The 21,363-nt window shown below is 38.7% G+C and carries 15 protein-coding genes; 11 read left to right on the forward strand and 4 right to left on the reverse strand.

What is annotated here, in order from left to right; all coding sequences use genetic code 11:
- The first annotated feature begins 23 nt into the window (after positions 1-23).
- A complete protein-coding gene (gene aceA / locus EJF36_RS05465; protein ID WP_125905351.1) occupies positions 24-1,310 on the forward strand; it encodes an isocitrate lyase in 1,287 nt (428 codons plus the stop codon).
- Positions 1,311-1,719: 409 nt separating this feature from the next.
- Here aceA and EJF36_RS05470 read toward each other — a convergent pair whose 3' ends face one another.
- Positions 1,720-1,950, reverse strand: a complete 231-nt coding sequence (locus EJF36_RS05470) for an IDEAL domain-containing protein (RefSeq protein WP_125905352.1) — start codon at positions 1,948-1,950, stop codon at positions 1,720-1,722.
- Between the two features lie 149 nt (positions 1,951-2,099).
- Here EJF36_RS05470 and EJF36_RS22335 point away from each other — a divergent pair, with 149 nt between their 5' ends.
- The 5 genes from EJF36_RS22335 (at position 2,100) to lepB (ending at position 6,694) form a co-directional block, all read left to right on the forward strand.
- Positions 2,100-2,276 carry a hypothetical protein gene (locus tag EJF36_RS22335; RefSeq protein WP_260471833.1) on the forward strand — a complete coding sequence of 59 codons (177 nt, stop codon included), beginning with the start codon at positions 2,100-2,102 and terminating at the stop codon, positions 2,274-2,276.
- 255 nt (positions 2,277-2,531) lie between these two features.
- Positions 2,532-3,083, forward strand: coding sequence for a competence protein ComK (locus EJF36_RS05480; RefSeq protein WP_125905353.1), 552 nt, complete (start codon positions 2,532-2,534; stop codon positions 3,081-3,083).
- A 97-nt stretch (positions 3,084-3,180) separates the two neighbouring features.
- Positions 3,181-5,160, forward strand: a complete 1,980-nt coding sequence (locus tag EJF36_RS05485; RefSeq protein WP_125908275.1) for a S9 family peptidase — start codon at positions 3,181-3,183, stop codon at positions 5,158-5,160.
- A 231-nt stretch (positions 5,161-5,391) separates the two neighbouring features.
- The gene (locus tag EJF36_RS05490; protein WP_125908276.1) at positions 5,392-6,018 is read left to right on the forward strand and encodes a TVP38/TMEM64 family protein; all 627 of its coding nucleotides are present in this window, start codon (positions 5,392-5,394) and stop codon (positions 6,016-6,018) included.
- A gap of 112 nt (positions 6,019-6,130) precedes the next feature.
- Positions 6,131-6,694, forward strand: coding sequence for a signal peptidase I (lepB, locus tag EJF36_RS05495; protein WP_125905354.1), 564 nt, complete (start codon positions 6,131-6,133; stop codon positions 6,692-6,694).
- Positions 6,695-6,777: 83 nt separating this feature from the next.
- Here lepB and EJF36_RS05500 read toward each other — a convergent pair whose 3' ends face one another.
- Positions 6,778-7,908, reverse strand: coding sequence for an MFS transporter (locus EJF36_RS05500; protein ID WP_125905355.1), 1,131 nt, complete (start codon positions 7,906-7,908; stop codon positions 6,778-6,780).
- Positions 7,909-8,284: 376 nt separating this feature from the next.
- Here EJF36_RS05500 and addB point away from each other — a divergent pair, with 376 nt between their 5' ends.
- From addB to EJF36_RS05525, 5 genes are all read left to right on the forward strand, one after another.
- Entirely contained in the window at positions 8,285-11,779 is a 3,495-nt protein-coding gene (gene addB / locus EJF36_RS05505) for a helicase-exonuclease AddAB subunit AddB (RefSeq protein WP_125905356.1), read from the forward strand.
- Complete coding sequence (gene addA, locus EJF36_RS05510) at positions 11,772-15,512, forward strand: helicase-exonuclease AddAB subunit AddA (RefSeq protein ID WP_125905357.1); 3,741 nt, start codon at positions 11,772-11,774, stop codon at positions 15,510-15,512. Before addB ends, addA begins: the two co-directional genes overlap by 8 nt.
- 245 nt (positions 15,513-15,757) lie before the next feature.
- Positions 15,758-16,942, forward strand: a complete 1,185-nt coding sequence (locus tag EJF36_RS05515) for an exonuclease SbcCD subunit D (protein ID WP_125905358.1) — start codon at positions 15,758-15,760, stop codon at positions 16,940-16,942.
- A complete protein-coding gene (locus tag EJF36_RS05520; RefSeq protein WP_125905359.1) occupies positions 16,939-20,313 on the forward strand; it encodes an AAA family ATPase in 3,375 nt (1,124 codons plus the stop codon). Before EJF36_RS05515 ends, EJF36_RS05520 begins: the two co-directional genes overlap by 4 nt.
- Positions 20,314-20,340: 27 nt before the next feature.
- Positions 20,341-20,652 (forward strand): HNH endonuclease, encoded by a 312-nt coding sequence (locus tag EJF36_RS05525; RefSeq protein ID WP_125905360.1) that lies wholly within the window; start codon positions 20,341-20,343, stop codon positions 20,650-20,652.
- 61 nt (positions 20,653-20,713) lie between these two features.
- Here the strand turns inward: EJF36_RS05525 and EJF36_RS05530 are convergent, their stop codons facing one another.
- Entirely contained in the window at positions 20,714-20,932 is a 219-nt protein-coding gene (locus EJF36_RS05530) for a spore germination protein (RefSeq protein ID WP_125905361.1), read from the reverse strand.
- A gap of 68 nt (positions 20,933-21,000) precedes the next feature.
- Positions 21,001-21,363: a spore germination protein GerPE gene (locus EJF36_RS05535; RefSeq protein WP_125905362.1), complete on the reverse strand. Its 363-nt coding sequence runs from the start codon at positions 21,361-21,363 to the stop codon at positions 21,001-21,003.

A 21,363-nucleotide genomic window follows, 5' to 3' on the forward strand; every position in this document is an offset into this window, starting at 1 on the left:
CAATAAAGGGGAGAGGTAATAATATGACGTTAAAAGAGAGAGCACAAAAGCTACAAGAAAGCTGGGAAATGGATAAGCGCTGGAACGGAGTTACACGTCCATATAGTGCAGAGGACGTTATTCGTTTACGTGGCTCTATCGATATGGAACATACGTTAGCTAGACGTGGAGCTGAAAAGCTTTGGAACTTGTTACACGAAGAAGATTATGTAAATGCATTAGGTGCATTAACAGGAAATCAAGCTGTTCAACAAGTAAAAGCAGGCTTAAAAGCGATTTACTTAAGTGGGTGGCAGGTTGCAGCAGATGCGAACCTTTCAGGTCATATGTATCCGGACCAAAGCTTATATCCTGCAAACAGTGTGCCACAAGTTGTAAAAAGAATTAACCAAGCACTACAGCGCGCGGATCAAATACATTATTTAGAAGACAACAATGATACCGACTGGTTTGCTCCTATTGTTGCGGATGCGGAAGCAGGGTTTGGTGGACAGTTAAATGTGTTCGAATTAATGAAAGGTATGATTGAAGCAGGTGCTGCTGGAGTACACTTTGAAGATCAATTATCATCTGAGAAAAAGTGTGGACACCTTGGAGGAAAGGTTTTATTACCAACACAGACAGCAGTACGCAACTTGATTGCTGCCCGGTTAGCAGCGGATGTAATGGGAGTACCAACATTAATTGTCGCTCGCACAGATGCAGACGCAGCTGATATGATTACGAGTGACATTGATGATAATGATAAAGCATTCTTAACTGGCGAACGCACACCGGAAGGCTTCTTCCGTACAAAGCCTGGTTTAGAACAAGCGATTTCAAGAGGATTGGCTTACGCTCCATATGCGGATCTCGTATGGTGTGAAACTTCAACCCCTGATTTAGAGCAGGCACAAGCCTTTGCAGATGCGATTCATGCTAAATATCCAGGCAAGCTTTTGGCATACAACTGTTCACCTTCTTTCAACTGGAAAGCGAAGTTGGATGATGAAACAATTGCGAAATTCCAAGCTGAAATCGGTAAGATGGGTTACAAATTCCAATTCGTTACATTAGCTGGCTTCCATGCCCTAAACCACAGTATGTTTGAGCTTTCTCGTGGCTATAAAGAAAGAGGTATGGCCGCATACTCTGAGCTGCAACAGGCAGAATTTGCAAGTGAAAAATATGGCTATACAGCAACTAAGCATCAACGTGAAGTTGGTACTGGTTATTTTGATGAAGTTTCACAAGTTATCTCTGGAGGAACCTCATCGACAACAGCGCTAAAAGGATCAACTGAAGAAGAACAGTTTACAAGCACACATTAATATATAGATAAACATGGGGGGAGAAACAGACACTCGAGCGAATGGGTGTCTGTTTTACTTTTCTAAATATCCTCTTCAACCGCGCATAAGAGTGTCTACAACACATATGAGAGTGTCTACAACATACACAAGACCGTCATCATCATCACACATAAGCCCCCCATCATCGCAGTGATAAGTTGGTGCCACGTGCGTACACAGACTAAGTCTATCCCTCATATTTTACTGCGAAAAAAAAGAAACCAAAACTTAAATGATTTTCAAACGATATAGTCACAAATAAACTTAAAATCAGAAACTGTATAACAAAGCAAAAACCGTATGCGTAAAATGCATCCGGTTCTGCTGACATAATAATGTGTTGGGATTTAAAAGCGTGTAGATAGTGTTATGGGTTGATTTGAAGAATTTAGGCGGTTGCAACAAGCTTGCGGTAGCTTTCAGAGTGTTTCATAAATGCTTCGTAATCACGTTTGTCTAGACTATCGTTAATTTTCTCCTCTAATACCTGTTTCTTTCGATTAAACAACGCTTCATCAATTATCATCTGAAGAAGAGTGTCTAGTAACATGGCTTCTTTTGATTTTAAGTTGTTGTGCTGTGCAGTTATTAATTCTGAATAAGATTTCTTTCTATTCAAACTAATCACCCCTATGGCTTTTTTCAATTATATATAGGATTGTGAGAATAGTCAATGAGTTTTTTAAAAATTAAGTTAATTATAATTATTATTAGCTTGTATTATTGAATAATAATTTGTATATGCTAAGTAAAAGGAGGTCTTATTATATGAAAGAAGAAAAAGATCGTACTTTACATGCTGTAACGACTGCCTTAGACTCGAATAATCCTCTTAAAGAAGCAAGTCAATATGCTGGAGAATCTATAGATGAGCATACTACTTTAGAGCAAGCTAATGAGTTTATCGCCAACAAAGAGATCAAACAAGTGTTCAATAATCAATAACGTAAGGCAAGTGCCCACGAGGCACTTATTTTTTTGGCTAAATAGGAAAGCATTAAATTTTTATTCGCAAATTTTGTTTTCCTAACGCATAAGTGTAGCTAGTCTCTGTCTTCGCCTCAAGGCACGCCAATCTGCGATTTTTCTTTAGTATATGTTTTTTTACATTTTTTTGAAAAATTTGTGACATCAACCATAAGAGAAATGTATAGTGATAAAATTTATAATTGAGAAAATTTAATATGGGAGGGAGTAGGAATGAAACATATGACAATGAAAATGCTTGAGGAATATGAAGTCAATCGATATACGATGGCGATAATTCCAGAAAGGTTTGATAAGCAAAAGTTTTCACGAGTAATAGAGCTAGAAGGAGAATTTGTTGTTACGATGAGTCCACAAGATATTGTGGAAAGAAGCTGTAATTATTTTGGAAGTAGCTTGCGTGGAAGAATAGCTGGTACGAAAGCCATCATGGGAATCACACATAAATCTCCTATCGTTGTAGACTACACAAATGGCATTTACTTGTTCCCAACGACCTCTCCAAGACAGGAAAAGTGTGCTTGGATCTCTCATGCATATGTTGAAGAGCATAGATCAAATGGTTCCCACAATACAACTGTCATTTTTAAAAATAATCGCTCATTTCATTTTCCGGTATCATTCGGGTCCTTTGAGAACCAACTGTACCGCACAGCACAATTACGGACCAAGTTAACAAGTCGTATAGAAGGAGAGGACATTCGCCACTCTAGGAGAAAGAGCTTTATTATAGATTACGGAAAAAAGAGAGAATTTTCAAAGTAAATGATATGATGAAAAAGAAAGACTATTTTCAGCTACTCAAATAATTTCAGTAAAGAATTTGTAAGGGGATGGTTTTGTGGCAGAACAACTAAAAAAGATGAGTGCAGAGGATATTTACAGCTTAAAATCTGTTGTAGATCCACAGCTTTCTCCTGATGGAGAAAAGATTGCGTTCATACAAACACATATTGATAAAGATAGTGATGAATACATAAAGCATATATTTATGAAAGACCTTATAAACGGTAAGACAAAACAATGGACGTTTGGTAACACTTCTAACACCTCACCGAGATGGTCCCCAGACGGAACGAAGTTAGCTTTCCTTTCGAAACGAACAGGCAAAAATCAACTGTATGTTTTTGACATGGCTGGTGGAGAAGCGGAGCAAATTACTGCTTCTATTAACGGAGTATCTCAACCTGTTTGGTCTCCAGATGGTAATGCTATTTTATTCGCTATCACACTTGGAGAAGGACAAACTTTACAAGATACTGAAAGCAATAGTAAAAAAGAGGATAAAAGACTAAAGCCGATGATTGTTGACCGCTTACGCTATAAATCAGATGCTGTTGGTTATCCAGAGGACAAACGCCAGCAGCTTGCTATTGTCGATGTACATACTAAGAGTATTGTTTCTTTAACAGAAGGGGATTTCGACTATACACCGGGGTGTTGGTCGCCAGATGGCAAATATATAACATTTACGGCTGATCTTGATGAAAAAGCTGATTATCGTCTTGTAACAGATGTATATATCATGGACGTTTCTACAAGAGAAACTAAAAAAATAACAGCTAGTGATGGGTATTACAGTGGCTTTACATCAACGTGGTCCCCAGACAGCCGCTATATCGCTTTTGGTGGTAGTCCACGCACTCATGATTCTGCTACCTTAACAAAGCTTTGGATTTATAACACACAAAATGACGAGTTAACTTGTATGACAGAGGGATTAGATCTACAAATAACAGATTCAGCTATTGGTGATTTTCACCATGGTACAATAAATCCTGGTGCAATCTGGACAGCAGATAGTCAAGGGTATTATGTTTTAGTAAGTGATCAAGGAAATACAGTTGTGTATTATGGTTCAGTAGAAGGCGAATTTTTCCCAGTCATATTTGACGATAGTCATGTATATGGGCTAACTGTTGATGGCTCAACACACAAGGCTGTTGTAGCTATTAGCACGCCGACCATGCCAGGTGAATTATTTGCCATAGACTTTAAAACAGGTGAGCGCGAGCAGTTAACAGATGTTAACAAAGATTTTTTAAACACAGTATCTGTTGCTGAAGTTGAGGAATTACGTTTTAAAGCGCATGATGGTTTAGATTTACATGGATGGTTAATGCACCCAGTAGATTATAATGAAAATAGTAAATATCCACTCATTCTCGAAATTCACGGTGGACCGCATGCGATGTATGCAAACACATATTTTCATGAGTTTCAAATGTTAGCGGCACAAGGATATGTTGTGTTATATATAAATCCACGTGGTAGTCATGGCTATGGTCAAGCATTTGCAGATGCATGTCGGGGTGATTACGGGGGGAACGATTACAAAGATGTCATGTCTGCCGTCGACTATGTGTTAGCGGAATATGGAGATATAATCGATGAATCGCGTCTAGGAGTGACAGGTGGAAGCTATGGTGGCTTTATGACAAACTGGATTGTTGGTCATACAAATCGGTTTAAAGCTGCTGTTACACAGCGTTCCATTTCTAATTGGCTTAGCTTTTATGGCGTAAGCGATATAGGTTACTATTTTACGGATTGGGAGCTTAAAGGAGATATACTAGACGATACAGAAAAATTATGGGAGCATTCACCTTTAAAATATGCAGCTAATGTGGAAACGCCGTTACTTATTTTACATGGAGAGCGAGACTATCGTTGTCCAATCGAGCAAGCAGAGCAATTGTTTGTAGTGCTTAAGAAACGAAATAAGGTAACGAGATTTGTTCGTTTCCCTGAATCTAATCATGAGCTTTCACGAAGTGGAAGGCCGCAGCTGAGAGTTGAAAGACTTAATCATATAAAAGATTGGTTTAACGCATATTTGTAAAACTTCATAACACGTGTTGTGATTATAAAGTACTGATTAAAATAAAACACAAGACACTAGTGTAAACTACTAGTGTCTTTTTAGCGTAGGAGAAAGTATAAAAACAACGAAAAAAAGAGTCAATCCTACAGCATTTTAATTTATGAGTTTTAAAATTAGGTGTAAAATTAATATATATTAGATTATGGGGAGTTTTTTATAATGGAATCCGCTTTCCTCGTAGAAATATACATGGCATATTTAGGGCGATTATGGGAGTCTTATAACCATTACTTCACACTAGAGCATGTAATGGAGCTTTTAGAGCAATATCGTGGCTTTGGTCCGTTACCAGGAATATTATTGCCCATGGCAGAAGCTTTTTTGCCAATATTACCGTTATTTATCTTTGTCATTGCAAACACAAATGCGTTCGGACTTTGGCTCGGATTTTTGTATTCATGGGTAGGTGCTTGTGTGGGAGCACTGTTGGTGTTCTTTCTAGTGAGAAAGTTTGTAAGAGGACGACTGGCTAATTTTATTGGCAGGCATGAAAAGGTCAAAAAAATGATGATTTGGATTGAAAAGCATGGTTTCGGCCCAATGTTTTTGATTTTATGTTTTCCTTTTACCCCCTCTGCAGCAGTGAATCTTGTGGCTGCGTTATCAAAGGTCAGTACAAATCAATTTATTCTAGCTGTATTAGCTGGGAAAATGGTTATGATCTTTACAATGAGTTTTATTGGATATGATTTACGTGCCCTTGTGGAACAACCTTTGCGTTCTGTCATAGTTGGTGTAGTTATATTTTTATTATGGATAGTAGGAAAACGAATAGAAGTTAGACTACAAACAAATGTCAAGCAAAGAGACCATTAATAGTTTGGACAGGATCATTTCATCACCGATCTTTATGTGAGTTTGCTTGTCATACATGCGCAACGTTGTTACAATATTTGTAAAATAGATAACTAGGGTGGGAGAGAAAGATATGAACAAACACGTGAAAAAAGAAGGCTGGGAATGGTTAAAATCCATTGGTATTGGCGTCATTTTATTTGTTTTTATTCGTACCTTTTTATTTTCAAATTACATTGTTGAAGGAGAATCGATGAATCCCACTTTGGAGGATGGAAATTTACTAGTTGTCAATAAAATTGGGATGAAAATTAGTGATTTACATCGATTTGATGTTGTAGTATTCCACGCAAATGAAGATGAAGACTTTGTAAAAAGAGTAATTGGACTACCAGGTGATGCAATTGAATATAAAAACGATACCCTGTATGTTAACGGAACACCTTATGATGAACCTTATCTAAAAAACAATAAACAAACAATTATTGATGGCAAACTAACAGCTGACTTTACAACGAAAGAATATATACAAGAAGGTATTATTCCGGATGGGTATATATTTGTAATGGGTGATAACAGACTCGGAAGCTGGGATAGCAGACATTTTGGATTGGTTAGCATGGATAAGGTAGTAGGGATTGTGAATTTAAGGTACTGGCCTTTTAGCCAAATTGATACAGATTTTTTTAAAAGCTAATTACACTTAAAGCTAGGTGCTAATAAGCCCTAGCTTTTAGATTTGTTGAAATAGGAACGTATGTGCTATAATAGATTGCGAAATCACAGCTGATTTTTCAACCTTGAGGGCAACCAGAGCAATAAACAATACATGATTATTAACATAACAATTGTTATTTTAAAAGTGAACAAGGTAGCCCATAGAGGACCTAAGCTAGCCCCGCTTAATAGAACAAATGAATATATTGATACAGCAGTGGCTCGAGCATGCTCTCCTAGTTGTCCGACTATGACAACAATAGTTGGAATTAAGATAGAGATAGCGGCAATAAAGAAAATTGATAGCAGTGCCAAATGTAATTTGTTTGTAGTGAACATCATAGGTGAAAAACTAATTAAGCCAAAAATAGCTCCTATTTGTAATACACGCACCACACCGAATCTTTCAATTAAGGCGCCCATCCCAAACGATAAAACAGCACCAGTTAAGCCTACAATGCGAATCATATTAACAGAAGACGAGTCCCAATCTAAGTGCAACCCTAACCTGTTCAGTGACTCGTAAAAAATTATAACACTCTGAAGTAAACAAAAACTGATTAAATAAGCTAGTATAAGTGGGCGCTTATTATATATTATTTTTACATTTTGTATAAGCGACGTGTTGGTTTGTGACGAGGTGTCTTTAGGTAATAGTACAGATAGCAAAATAAATAAGATTAAATACAACACCGCATAAAATGTAAACACACCACTCCAGCTTGTAGCTTCTTCAATCCAGACGCTTATAATTTGTCCAAGTATACCAGCAACAAGGAAGCCAGTGTTAATTAGCGCTATAACAAAGGTGCGAAATGTTCCAGTTAAAATATCGAATGTTAGTGCAAACGCATTTGGTGCAAAGCTACCTAACATAAAGCCTTGTAGCGCTCTTGCAGCAATAAGCGTTATTGGCTCCGTCGTAAATGAAACTAAAATGCTTGTAACACTTGCGGCCAACATTCCAAATACAATTATTTTTTTCTTACCAATTTTTCCTCCGAGTGAACCAAAGCATAATAGCCCAACTGCATAACTAAACGTAAATGAACTACTTCCTGGTACGATAGAATCAATATTGCTTGAAAAATCTGAGCCAATTTGTAGATAAATGGGAATCAATGAATATATGTTACAGGCTACAAAGGTGCCTGTTATAATTAGTAGTAAACTAGCCGTTTTCACATGAGTCATGACAATCGCCCGCTTTCAGTCATTAATCATATAGTATGAAGGTACTTAGAAATTGTTAATATAAACAACATTTTCACTAAGATTATCATCAATTCACGACTCTAGAGCTCGAAGGAACACTTCATAAACGTAAAGAATCTTAACATATTGCTGTATGCAGTCGATGAGTTTGAATAACGACTTTACCATGTAGTTTTCCAATGGTCAGGAAGGCGTAGTGCTGTCAACACGAAAGGACGTCGCATTTGTTGTCGGCCAGCCCATACGTATTTCACAAATTGTGAAGGTTTGAGGTGATGGTGCCAGGAAGCGCCATCTATAGCCTCACATGCGGCGCCTTCCGTTTTTCTTAATAAACGAAAGCGAGGGATTATCCTTGGCAATACAATTTTTAATTGGCAAATCAGGAAGTGGCAAAACAAAATATATATTAGATGAAATAAGACGTAAAACATTAGAAAATCCAAAAGGCCCCCCGATTATATTGTTAGTTCCTGATCAGATGACGTTCCAATTAGAATATGCACTAATTCGAACGCCTGGATTACATGCGATGATGAGACCACAAGTCTTAAGCATCACGCGTCTAGCTTGGCGTATTTTACAAGAAACCGGTGGGATGAGTCGCTATCATTTATCTAACATTGGTATTAATATGCTTTTGCGTAAAATTGTTTTAAACCATAAGCAGCAATTAAAGGTTTATAATCGAGCTTCTGAAAAAGGTGGATTTATTAAACAATTAGAGGAAATGATTGCTGAATTTAAACGCTATCAACTTTCACCTGAGGATTTAGCTTCATATAGTGAGGATTTTTTGCGATCACAGGATGGACAAGCTGCCGATAAGCTACACGATCTACAGTTGATTTATAAACAATTAGAATATGCTTTATTAAATAAATACGTTGATACAGAAGACTATGTAAGACTTTTAAATGAGCATATTCCTCTCTCAGATTATTTAAAGGAAGCTACAATTTATGTAGACGGCTTTCATGATGTAGCTGCACAGGAGTTAGCTGTTCTTATAAACCTGATGAAAGTATCTCAATCTTTTAAAATGGCATTAACGCTAGATAAGCCAGTAAGTGTGTATGAGGAAACAGACTTGTTTGCTACAACACAGAAAACATATTTGAAGTTGAAAAAACTAGCAGACCAAGAAGGTCTATCGTTCGAAGACCCTCTTGTTTTTAACGATACTCATCGTTTTGAAGAGTCTCCATCTTTGAGGCACTTAGAAACACAGTTTATGAGCCGACCAGCTCAACCTTTTAAAGGGCAAACGGATATTACGATTGCTCAAGCAGCCAATCGTCGTGCAGAAATTGAGGGGATTGCACGAGAGATTCATGATTTAGTTAGAGATAAGCAGTATCGTTATACAGATATTGCCGTTTTAGTACGAAATGCTAATAACTATGAGGATGTTTTAAAGCCTGTTTTCGAAAGCTATGACATTCCTTATTTTATCGATCAAAAACGCTCCATGTTACATCATCCATTAATCGAATTTATTCGATCTAGTCTTGATATCGTTTCTAGTCATTGGCGCTATGAATCTATATTCCGTTGCGTAAAAACGGAGCTGTTGTTCCCGCTTAATCAGTCAACAACCATGTGGCGTGAAAAAATGGACATTTTAGAGAATTATGTTTTGTCATACGGTATACAAGGTGCAAATTGGTATAAGGGTGAACGGTGGACATATGAAAAATATCGAGGACTTGATTCGGTTCATTATGCTAAAACGGATCAAGATAAAGAGCTTGAAGACACGCTCCATGAATGTCGACAACTCATAGTCCCTTCGTTAAAGCAGCTACAAGATCGCTTGAAAAGAGCGAAATCTGGACGAGCTATATGTGAAGCTGTTTTTCTTTATATAGAACAATGTGATGTTGCTTCAAAACTAGAGCAATTACGAGTGCAGGCTGAGCTTCGTGGAGACTTATCGACAGCACGTGAACATGCTCAAGTTTGGAAAGCTGTATTAGAATTGCTTGATCAATATGTTGAAATTTTAGGCGATGAACCAATTCAGTTAAAATCCTTTATTGAAATACTTGAAACAGGGATGGATAGCTTAAAATTTGCACTCGTTCCTCCTGCAATCGACCAAGTATTAATTGCCGACATGGAGCGCTCACGACTGACAGATATTTCGTGCACGTTTATTGTCGGAGCCAACGAAGGAGTCATACCAGCAAAAGCTAATGAAACAGGCTTGTTAAGTGATGATGATCGAGAGTTATTTTCAAATATCGGGATGGAGCTAGGACCAACTTCCCGCGAACAGTTATTTAGAGAGGACTTTTTAATTTATCAAGCGCTCGTGAGTCCGGCGAAACGTCTTTATGTTTCGTATCCGCTAGCAAATGAGGAGGGCAAGGCGTTATTGCCATCGCCTATCATTAAAAGGTTAGAGGAAATGTTTCCGAATATTATGCACGACTATTACGAGGTTGACCCGTCAACTAGTAGTATAGAAGACCAATGGAAATACATCACATCCCCACTAGCAGTATTACCATATGCCACGTCACAGCTACAGCAATTCAAACGGGGATATCCGGTAGAGGATGTATGGTGGCAAGTATACAATTATTTAATTGAGCACGATTTATATAGCTATAAAGCTAAAAAAGTATTTTCTAGCCTCTTTTATTCAAATACACCTACTATGCTGAAAAAAGAAACTAGCAAAGAGTTATATGGAGATGAAATAACGGCAAGTGTATCACGAATGGAAGCTTTCTATCGCTGCCCATTTTCACACTTTTCTTCTCATGGACTCAAATTAGAGCAAAGACAAATGTACAAGCTTGATGCTCCTGATATTGGTCAGTTCTTCCATGCCGCATTAACATGGATGACCGAAGAGTTGAAAAGACGAGGACTAGACTGGAAACACGTGACTCAAGAGCAATGTCTAGAATTAGCGTTACAAGCTGCTAATGTGTTTGCACCGAGACTGCAGAAGGAAATACTGTTGAGCTCGAGCAGGCTTCAATATGTAAAACGTAAATTAGAACAAGTAATAAGTCGTACCGCTCTTATTTTGCGAGAACATGCAAAAGTAAGTGGGTTTTCCCCTGTGGGTTTAGAGTTAGCTTTCGGTCCAAATGGCCAGTTGCCTCCACTTACGTTTGAGCTTGAAAATGGGGCACGTATGCAAGTTGTTGGACGTATTGACCGTGTTGACAAAGCTGACTCGGACAATGGTGTGTATTTACGTGTAGTCGACTATAAATCTAGTGCGAAAAAGATAGACTTAAACGATGTAATGTATGGCCTCACACTACAAATGCTAACATATTTAGATGTTGTTGTGACCCATGCATCAGATTGGATTGGGACAGATGCATCCCCAGCAGGTGTGCTATATTTCCATGTGCACAATCCGTTTATTAAAGCAAAGTCTGCTAGTGAAATAGATACTTTGGAAGAGGATATATTACAGCAATTCAGAATGAAGGGATTATTACTAGGGGATGAAAATGTCGCCCGACTAATGGATACATCGCTTAGTGAAGGTGTAAAGTCTAAGATTGTTCAATTAGGTTTAACAAAAAAGGGAGGGTTCTCGCAAAGAGACTCAAAAATTGCTAGTAACCAAGAATTAAATGAGCTCCGTCAATACGCGCGAAAGCTATTTATTCAAGCGGGTAATGATATCGTTAGCGGTGATGTAAGTTTAGCTCCATTTAAAATGAAAAACCGCACACCATGTACGTATTGCTCGTATAAAACTGTTTGTCAATTTGATGAATCCTTCCATGATAATCAATACCGTCAGTTGAAGACGGAAAAACGTGATGATATTATGATGAAAATTCGCAAGGAGGTGCAGGATTTCAATGAATAAACTTCCTCCTAAACCAACTGGTAGTCAGTGGACAGATGAGCAATGGCAGGCAGCTGTTGCGGATGGGTCTGATATGTTAGTAGCTGCAGCAGCGGGATCAGGGAAGACGGCTGTACTTGTAGAAAGAATTATTCAAAAGCTAACGAGAGATATCAACCCGATTGATATAGATAGATTACTTGTTGTTACATTTACAAATGCATCTGCAGCAGAGATGCGTAATAGAATTGGAGAGGCTTTAGAAAGAGAGCTTCAATCACTTCCCCAATCGTTACATTTACGCCGACAGCTTAATTTACTTGGTAAAGCGCATATTTCTACTCTCCATTCCTTTTGTCTAGATGTTGTGCGCAAATACTATTACAAAGTAGATATAGATCCTGGGTTTCGTATCGTTGACGACACAGAAGGTCAGCTGCTAAGAGACGAAGTTATTGATGAGATGTTCGAGCAGTATTACCAAAATGGAAACGAAGAGTTTTATGATTTGGCAGATCGGTATAGTGGAGATAAAGGAGATAGTGAGCTACAGGAACTTATTTTAAAGGTGTACGATTACTCTCGCTCTTTGCCTTTTCCGAACATTTGGTTAAACTCACTTACAAATTCATATCGTGTTGATGAGAACTTAAGGATTGACGATTTGCCGTATATAAGCGATGTGAAAAAGCAAATCTTAATGCAGCTTAAAGGTGCAAAAGAGATGCTACTTGCCGCCTATAATATGTGTCTGCTTCCAGCAGGACCAGCACCACGAGCAGAGCAAATTCTTATCGAACAGCCAATCATTGAATCTGCCATTACCGCGCTTGAGCAAGAAGATTGGGAAGCCGTTTATACTAAAATGCAAGCAAGCTTTCCTACTACAAAGCCGATACGTGGAGACTTTGATAAATCGCTAAAAGATTCTGTTGATGATTTGCGAAAGCGTGCAAAAGGAATTTTCGATGATATACAGAACAACTATTTTGGTCGTCGACCGGATCTACTTTTAACTGATTTGCAATCTATGGAACAGCCAGTTCATATGCTTGTCACTTGTGTAAAAGATTTTTCAGAGCGATATTCGGCTTTGAAAGCTGAGAAAGCGATTGTTGACTTTTCCGATTTAGAACATTATACATTGTCTATTTTCAATGAAAATACAACGGAAGATTCTACCGCATTAATACCAAGTGATATTGCTCAAACTTACCGAACAAAATTTACGGAAGTACTTGTAGATGAATATCAAGATACGAATCAAGTACAAGAGTCCATTTTACAGCTTGTCACAAAGGATGAAGAAGCAACAGGAAATATGTTTATGGTGGGAGATGTTAAACAAGCGATTTACCGATTTCGTTTAGCAGAACCTATGCTGTTTTTGCGGAAATATAAGCGTTTTTCGCATCAAGGTAGCTCTTCAACTGGTCTGAAAATTGATTTGAACAAAAACTTCCGTAGTCGTGAACAAGTTTTGAGTAGTACAAACTTTATTTTTAAACAAATTATGAACGAAACAGTGGCTGAGATAGATTATAATAGTGACGCAGAGTTAAAGCTCGGATTTATCGATTACCCTACCAATGAAGACATGAAAAGTGAACTACTGCTAATTGATAAGAATGGTAGTGATGGGTCGGCAGATGACTCAACTGTTGAAGACCTGATGGATGTTGAAACGGCCCAGTTGGAAGCAAGAGTAATGGCTCAAAAAATAAAGCATCTCATAGATAGTAAGTTTCCTATCTATGACCGTAAATCAAAAGCAACAAGACCGATACAGTATAGAGACATTGTGATTTTGCTTCGTTCGATGCCTTGGGCTTCACAAATTATGGAAGAGTTTAAAGAGTTTCACATTCCCATTTATGCACAACTTTCAACGGGATATTTTGATGCTGTTGAAGTGGGAGTTATGTTAGAGCTTTTACGAGTCATTGATAATCCGCAGCAAGACATTCCTCTTGCAGCGGTGTTACGATCCCCTATTGTTGGCTTGAGTGAAGAAGACCTTGCTTATATGCGGATTCATAATAAACGCGGCAATTTATATGAAGCGATGGCGCAATTTGTAGAAGCACATGGCTATGAAAGAGCGGAGTTAGCTGAATCGATTAGTTACTTTTACGAGCGTCTACAAACGTGGCGTAGTCTTGCTAGAGAAGGTTCTTTAACTGATCTAATATGGAAACTATATGAAGACACTGGATACTACGATTTCGTAGGTGGTTTAATTAATGGAAAGCAACGCCAAGCAAATTTGCGAGCGTTGTATGACCGAGCACATCAATATGAGCAGACATCGTTCCGTGGACTGTTTCGTTTTTTAAGATTCATAGAAAAAATGCGAGAGCGTGGAAATGATTTAGGTACTGCGAAATCGTTAGGTGAACAAGAAGATGTTGTACGCCTTATGACAATTCACAGTAGTAAAGGGCTTGAATTTCCGGTCGTATTTGTAGCTGGACTGAATCGTAAATTTAATACACAGGATTTAGGTAACACGTACTTGCTTGATAAGGAACTAGGTTTTGGTACTAAGGTTATTAACCCAACTTTAAGAATTATGTACCCTTCGCTTATACAATTGGCCATTAAACACAGAATGAAGCAAGAGCTCATTGCTGAAGAGATGCGTGTTTTATATGTCGCTCTAACACGTGCTAAAGAAAAATTATATTTAGTAGGTACGATTGATAAGCTTGATAAAACAGTTTCTCGTTGGCAGTCCATAAGCTCTCATAATAAATGGGCGTTGCCAAGTCATGAATTATCGAATGCATCTTCATACCTTGATTGGGTTGGACCTGCTGTAACACGTCATCAAACAGCACGGTCACTTCATGCCGAGGTCATGAATGTAAATAGCGACATATATGAATATCCATGCTCATGGCAAGTTTCAACGATTTCCAAAGAGCAGTTACAAAAAGCAGATCAATTGGAACTCGACTTAGAGCAAAATAGATTAGAGTTTATTAAGCAGCAAAAGACTGTTCCTATTAACGAGTCTTTATTAGATGAAGTGAAGGCTCGACTAGATTGGCGCTACGAATATCCGATGGCAGTACAGCACAGATCTAAACAAACAGTTTCTGAAATTAAGAGAGCTCATGAAAGCATGGACGAATATAGTGCATCATCACTTTTGCAAGCGACAAGTGCACCAGTGCTTGCGGATCGTCCGCGGTTTATGCAAGAAAAAACTTTAACAGCTGCCGAGCGTGGAACAGCTATGCATACTGTTATGCAGCACATTGACTTACTTCAGTGTGTAACAAAGTCATCTATTGAAAAACAAGTTTTTCTAATGGTAGAACGTGAACTACTAACTAGTGAACAGGCAGAGGTTATTGATATAGACAAAATTGTTAGTTTTTTTGAAACGTCGATTGGGCAACGTTTGTTACGGGCGCCTCTTGTAAAAAGAGAAGTACCGTTTAGTATGTCCGTTCCTGCGAAAATGGCATATCCAGATTGGCAAGGCGAAGAGACTGAACTTGTCCTTGTTCAAGGTGTCATGGATTGTGTATTTGAAGATGATGAGGGTCTAGTGCTACTCGATTACAAGACGGATGCTATTTACGGTCGTTTTAAAGATTGGGATGAGGCAAAAGCGGTCATGCTTGATAGATATAAGCTACAAATACAGTTGTATAGGCAAGCACTATCCCATGTGTGGGGTAACGCACCAACACATTGTTACTTGTACTTCTTTGATGGCGATAGTCATCTGTTAGAGTTATAAAAACATGTATGCATAGTAACTGTTTGAGGACTTCTCAGACAGTTATTATGTTTTCAGAACTGTTTTGAAATAAAAGTTATCGACCGTTATTTCAGGGGAGATCAATCTTATAAAGGCGCATTGACAGATACCTAATCGTGTTAGCAATGTTTTAAAGTCTCAAAAATAGAATTTGATAGTTTTTAAAAATTATAGATACACTGTATAGCATGATGTGTAGTGAAAAGATTATGGAGGTGACGTTGATGAGAGTGTTGCATACAGCAGATTGGCATTTAGGCAGAACGCTTGAAGGGCGAAGTCGTTTACAGGAGCAGGCTCAGTTTCTTGACGAATTAGTGGATATCGTGCGAGATCAGCAAATCGATGTAGTATTGATGGCTGGGGATGTGTTCGACACCTTTAATCCTCCTGCCGCAGCCGAGGAGATGTTTTATGAAACTATGGCAAGAATTGCTGACTATGGAAAGCGGTCCGTCGCGGTTATAAGTGGGAATCACGATAGTCCGGACCGTATACAAGCCGCAAGCTCGCTCGCTAATAAGCATGGTATCACACTAATTGGAAGACCAGAGCTTGCAGTCCATACGATCCACGTACCTAGGACAACAGAAGTAATGAAGCTTGCTGCTTTACCATATCCTTCAGAGTCGAGACTTAAAGAAGTGCTGTCTGAATCAAATGATGAATTAATGCTCCGCAACAAATATGATGAAAAGATTCAAGCTATTTTCTCGACTATGTCAGAATCATTCGCAACGGACACTGTTAACATTGCCATGAGTCATATATTTGTCGCAGGGGGAAGCTCTACCGATTCTGAACGACCGATTGAAGTAGGGGGCGCGTATACGGTGTTAGCAACAAGCTTACCTGAACAGGCGCAATATGTAGCTCTTGGACATTTACATCGTCCACAAAATATTAAGCGTGCAAGAACTGCTGCGCGTTATTCAGGTTCGCCACTTGCTTATAGCTTTTCCGAAGCTAATTATGCTAAATCGGTAACTGTGCTTGATGTAGCACCAGGAGAAACGGTGAAACCAGATGAGGTGTACTTATCATCAGGAAAACCGTTAGTGACATGGAAGGCGAAAGAAGGGTTGCTTGAAGTGTATCGCTGGTTAGATGAGGGGCGGGACAAGCACGCATGGATTGATTTAGAAATTCATCTACAGGATGCATTAACAACCGAAGAGATTCAAAAGCTTCGTAAACTTCACCCCGGTTTTATTAACATTCGCCCAGTATTTAAGCAGGAGTTCGAGGAAGCAGTGCATACAAGCCGCAGTAACATGCCGATTGATGAATTGTTTACTCGCTTTTACAGCAAGCAATCAGGTGGAGCCACTCCAGACCGTGAGTTAGTTGAATTGTTCTTAAAACTTGTCACTGAAGACGAAAAAGAAGACGAGGTGGAGAGATCATGAAACCACTAAAGCTTGCTGTTGCCGGTTTACACAGCTTCCGTGAAAAGCAAATTATTGATTTTGAAACGCTTTGTGAAGGTGGCGTGTTTGGAATTTTCGGGCCAACTGGGAGTGGTAAGTCATCCATTCTTGATGCTATGACATTAGCCCTCTACGGTAAGGTCGAAAGAGCTAGTAACAATACACAGGGAATTCTTAATCATGCAGAAAACGAATTATCCGTTTCGTTCTTATTTGCGTTAGAAAACGGAGAAAGCCAAAAGAAGTACCAAGTAGAACGAAGCTTTAAACGTAGTGATGAGTGGCGTGTGCGATCGGCAACAAGTAGATTAATAGATATGTCGGAGGAGCCTACTGTTCTTGCAGATAAAACAAGTGACGTTAATCAAGCTATTCAAAACCTATTAGGCTTGACGATAGAGGACTTTACTAAAGCAGTTGTATTGCCTCAAGGAAAGTTCGCGGAATTTCTTGCTTTAAAAGGCACAGACAGACGGCAAATGCTGCAACGACTGTTTAACCTTGAACAATATGGTGATGAACTAACTAAGAAGATTAAAGAAGGTCTTGCTAAAATAAAAGCAGAGATTTCAAATGTAGATCATGAGCTCATAGGGTTAGGCGATGCATCTGATGAAGCTGTCAAAGCTGCTATGAAAAAAGTAGAAGAGTGTAATGTGCTGCTGCAAAAACGAAAAAAAGAACTTGAACAGCTTGAAAAGCAATTTACCGAACATAAACAATTATGGGAATGGCAGCAGGAGCAAACTACCGTAGGAGAAAGATTGTCAAGCCTAAAGCAGGAGGAGCCAGCACATAAGGCGCTTGAAGAAAAGCTTAGACGTGCAGAAAAGGCAGAGAGATTGCTACCATATTTGCATGAATATCAAGAAGCTAGAAAGCTATTACTAAAAGTAACAGAACAGCGTGAAGAACTTGAAAAACAATTAAGTCATAAGCAAGTTATATATGAAAAGGCAGAAAGCAAGTATGAACAAGCGAAGAAAGAGCATGACAATACCCAGCCGATTTTATTAGCAAAACGAGAAAACTTGCAGTATGCACTTGATTTGAAAAAAGAGTTACAAGAGAAAGAGTATAAAATTAAATCTGTTGAATCAAATAAAAGTACGCTAGAGCAACAGTATAATAAGCAGCAAACAGACTTACAACAGGCGGAGTCTGATTTAGCTAAAGGGAATGACTTACAGCAAAAGTTAAAGCTACAAACCGAGCAGTATATCATAACTCCTGAATATCGAGCGAAGGTTTTAAAAGCAAACGATGACTTTCAACAAATTTTAGGGATAAGACGTCAAGTGAACGAATGGCAGCTACGTGTGGATGGTAATCGTAACAAGCTACAAGATGTAGAAAGTAAACTGAAAACAATACACGGCACATATGCTCAAGTAAAGCAAGTTCTTCATAACGCTTTTGAGAAGGCTAATAATATCTATGAAAATTGTAGTAAGGCGGCCTATCAATGTGAAGCATTTGTAGCATTCTTGGACCGCAAGCAAAAAGCTCTAGTTGCAGCAGAACGCGAACAACTTGCCTATCATTTAGCTCGTCAACTACAAGCGGGGGAACAATGTCCAGTATGTGGATCATGTGAGCATCCTCACCCTGCCGCACATAATGATGCTCACGTTACAGCGGACGAGCTACACAAATGGCAGGAGTTATATGAGGAGGCTAGACAAGAACTGTCTCTTTACCCTCAACTTAAATGGCGATTAGAGCAGCTTGCTGAGAAATTAGTCCCTAAACTAGAGGTGGCTGCTGGATTATCTCGATATGAAGCGGATGAGGATTACTTTTCGACTGACATGATAATAAATGAGGCACATGATGTGTTCAAGGCGATAGCAACAACACGTAAAGGCAATCAACAAGATGTGCTGGAATTAACACAAGTTGTTCAAGTTAATGTTGAGAAAGCTCAGGTAATGCATGAACAAAAGCAAGATTTAGAAAAAACACATTCGTTATATTCGGAGAGCTTAGAAGTAGAAGAGAAGAAGTGGGAAGCATTAAGACAAGAATTAGCTGAAAAAGAAAACGCATGGAAAAACACATACCAGTTTGAAAAAGATATTGAGCAAATTAAAAGAGATATTGCTTATAAAGATGAACAGACTGATGTTCTTACTAAACGTATTCAAAAAGGCACTACTTTTATCGAGACTTGTCAAAAGTCTATTCATGAACTGCAAGAGAAAACAAGACAAACTCACTCTAAGCTAGTTGAAGTGAATACGACGTATCAGCATATGCTTGAAACGGTTGAACAAACTAGAGCAAAGCTATACAGTATTATTGGTAATAGCGATGCCGAGGAATTGTATAAGAATATTAATAATCAATTATCCGCTCTCTCAGCGCAAGTGAAAGAAGCTTATGAAGTATGGCGCAGTGAGGAAGCAGCACTTCAAGAGTTAAAATCATCACTGCATGCTGCTACTAAGTCTTTGGAACAATCTACACATCGTTTTACGCAAGCGGAAAGTAAATGGAACAGTCTTATACGAGAAACTATTTTTGATTCGATTGAGGATGTTCTTGTTTCAACTCTAGATGAAGCTAATCAACAGAAGCTGCAGGAAACAATTCAATTGTTTTGGGATAAACTAAAACAGCTTGAAAGAGACTGGCAAGCTCTGCAGAATAAGCTTGCAGGCCGAGAAATTACAGAAGAAGCGTGGAAAAACACACAACAACATGTAACTGAGATGAAGGAATCGTTCAATACGATAATGGAGGAGCGAGGAGCTTTAATCAAGGAACATGAGAGTCTGTTAGAGAGAAAAGCAAGATATGATGCGTTGATGATGGCCCGTACTGAGCTTGAAACAGAAGAAGCACGTTACAGCAAGCTACAAGCTGTGTTCCGCGGGAATAGCTTTATTGAGTTTATTGCCGAAGAACAGCTCATGCATGTAACGCGCGCTGCTTCACAACGTTTAGCTGCTCTTACGAGAGGTCGTTATGCCATTGAAGTGGATTCAGAGGGTGGCTTTATCATGCGAGATGATGCGAATGGGGGCGTGCGACGTCCGGTTACCACACTATCGGGCGGTGAAACCTTCTTAACATCATTAGCACTCGCATTGGCGTTATCAGCACAAATCCAACTTAAAGGCGTGTATCCATTACAATTTTTCTTCTTGGATGAAGGGTTCGGTACACTTGATGCAGAACTGTTGGATACAGTAGTGTCGGCACTTGAGAAACTACAAACAAGCTCACTTAGCGTAGGAGTCATTAGTCATGTTCAAGAGCTTCGCGCTCGCTTACCGCGAAAGCTCATTGTAGAACGAGCAGAGCCATCTGGTCGAGGAACGCGAGTAAGTTTAGAGGAGTTGTAAAATAGAGTTTTGATATGAGGTGATGGTATGGCTAAGAAAAAGATTACAGTAGGCACATGTGAGTTATGTGGACGTGACGATGTTGAAATTACGATCCATCATTTAACTCCGAAAGAGATGGGAGGTACCTTTCTTCCAACCGCCATGCTCTGTATTCCTTGTCATAAACAAATACATGCATTGTATACAAATGATGAATTAGCCATACGTCTTCATACCATTGAAGCATTAAAAGCTGATGAGCAAATTGCTAAATTTATTAACTGGATTCAAAAGCAACCCTCAAGTCGTCTGCCGCTTACCCGTAAGTCTAATAATAGACGCCAAAAAGGAAGATAAAGAAAACTTAAATTCAACATAAAAAATAGCTGGCTGTCGATAAGCAGCCAGCTATTTATTATTAGGCATTTCCGCTAACATTTTGATCATTCACATCTGGATCCACACCATTTGTAGAGTTCAACCAGTTATTGGTTGCTAGAAAGTCTCCGGTATTAAATGCCCCTGAGCCTGCCAAGGTTTTTGCAGTTTCCTTTGGTGCGATATAAAATGAATCTCCGAAATTCACTACACCGCCACCAACACTAACGATCTTTATCGGTCCTACTATAGCTGGCATATTTATAACACCCTTTGTAAGTGGTAGTTTCTTAATTATATATTCATACAACATTTATTTTGTTACATTCATTCTTCTAGAACTTCGCGAATGTGCTTAATTCTAGACTCTGCTCTTATAACTGATGTGTTCCCAACATGAAGTAGGGATGAGGTTGAAACAGACTGACCAGAAATACTTTTTACTCTTGTGACAGGATTTTCATTAATAAACGTTGTTTGCACCGGTTCATTTATAACAGGCTGTGGAATATCTTCAGAAAATATCCGGTATTTGGGCAAGGGAACTTTTGTATTATATGTTGGGAATACTTTTTGTACTGCTAGGGCTCTCGTAATAGGTAAAATTTCGACAGAATCACCAATTTGAAGAGTAGATGTAATGGTTATTGTTGTAAAGTAAATCGCATCGACAAAAGACATACGCTTCAT

This window comes from Bacillus sp. HMF5848, from assembly GCF_003944835.1.
GTDB lineage: Bacteria > Bacillota > Bacilli > Bacillales > HMF5848 > HMF5848.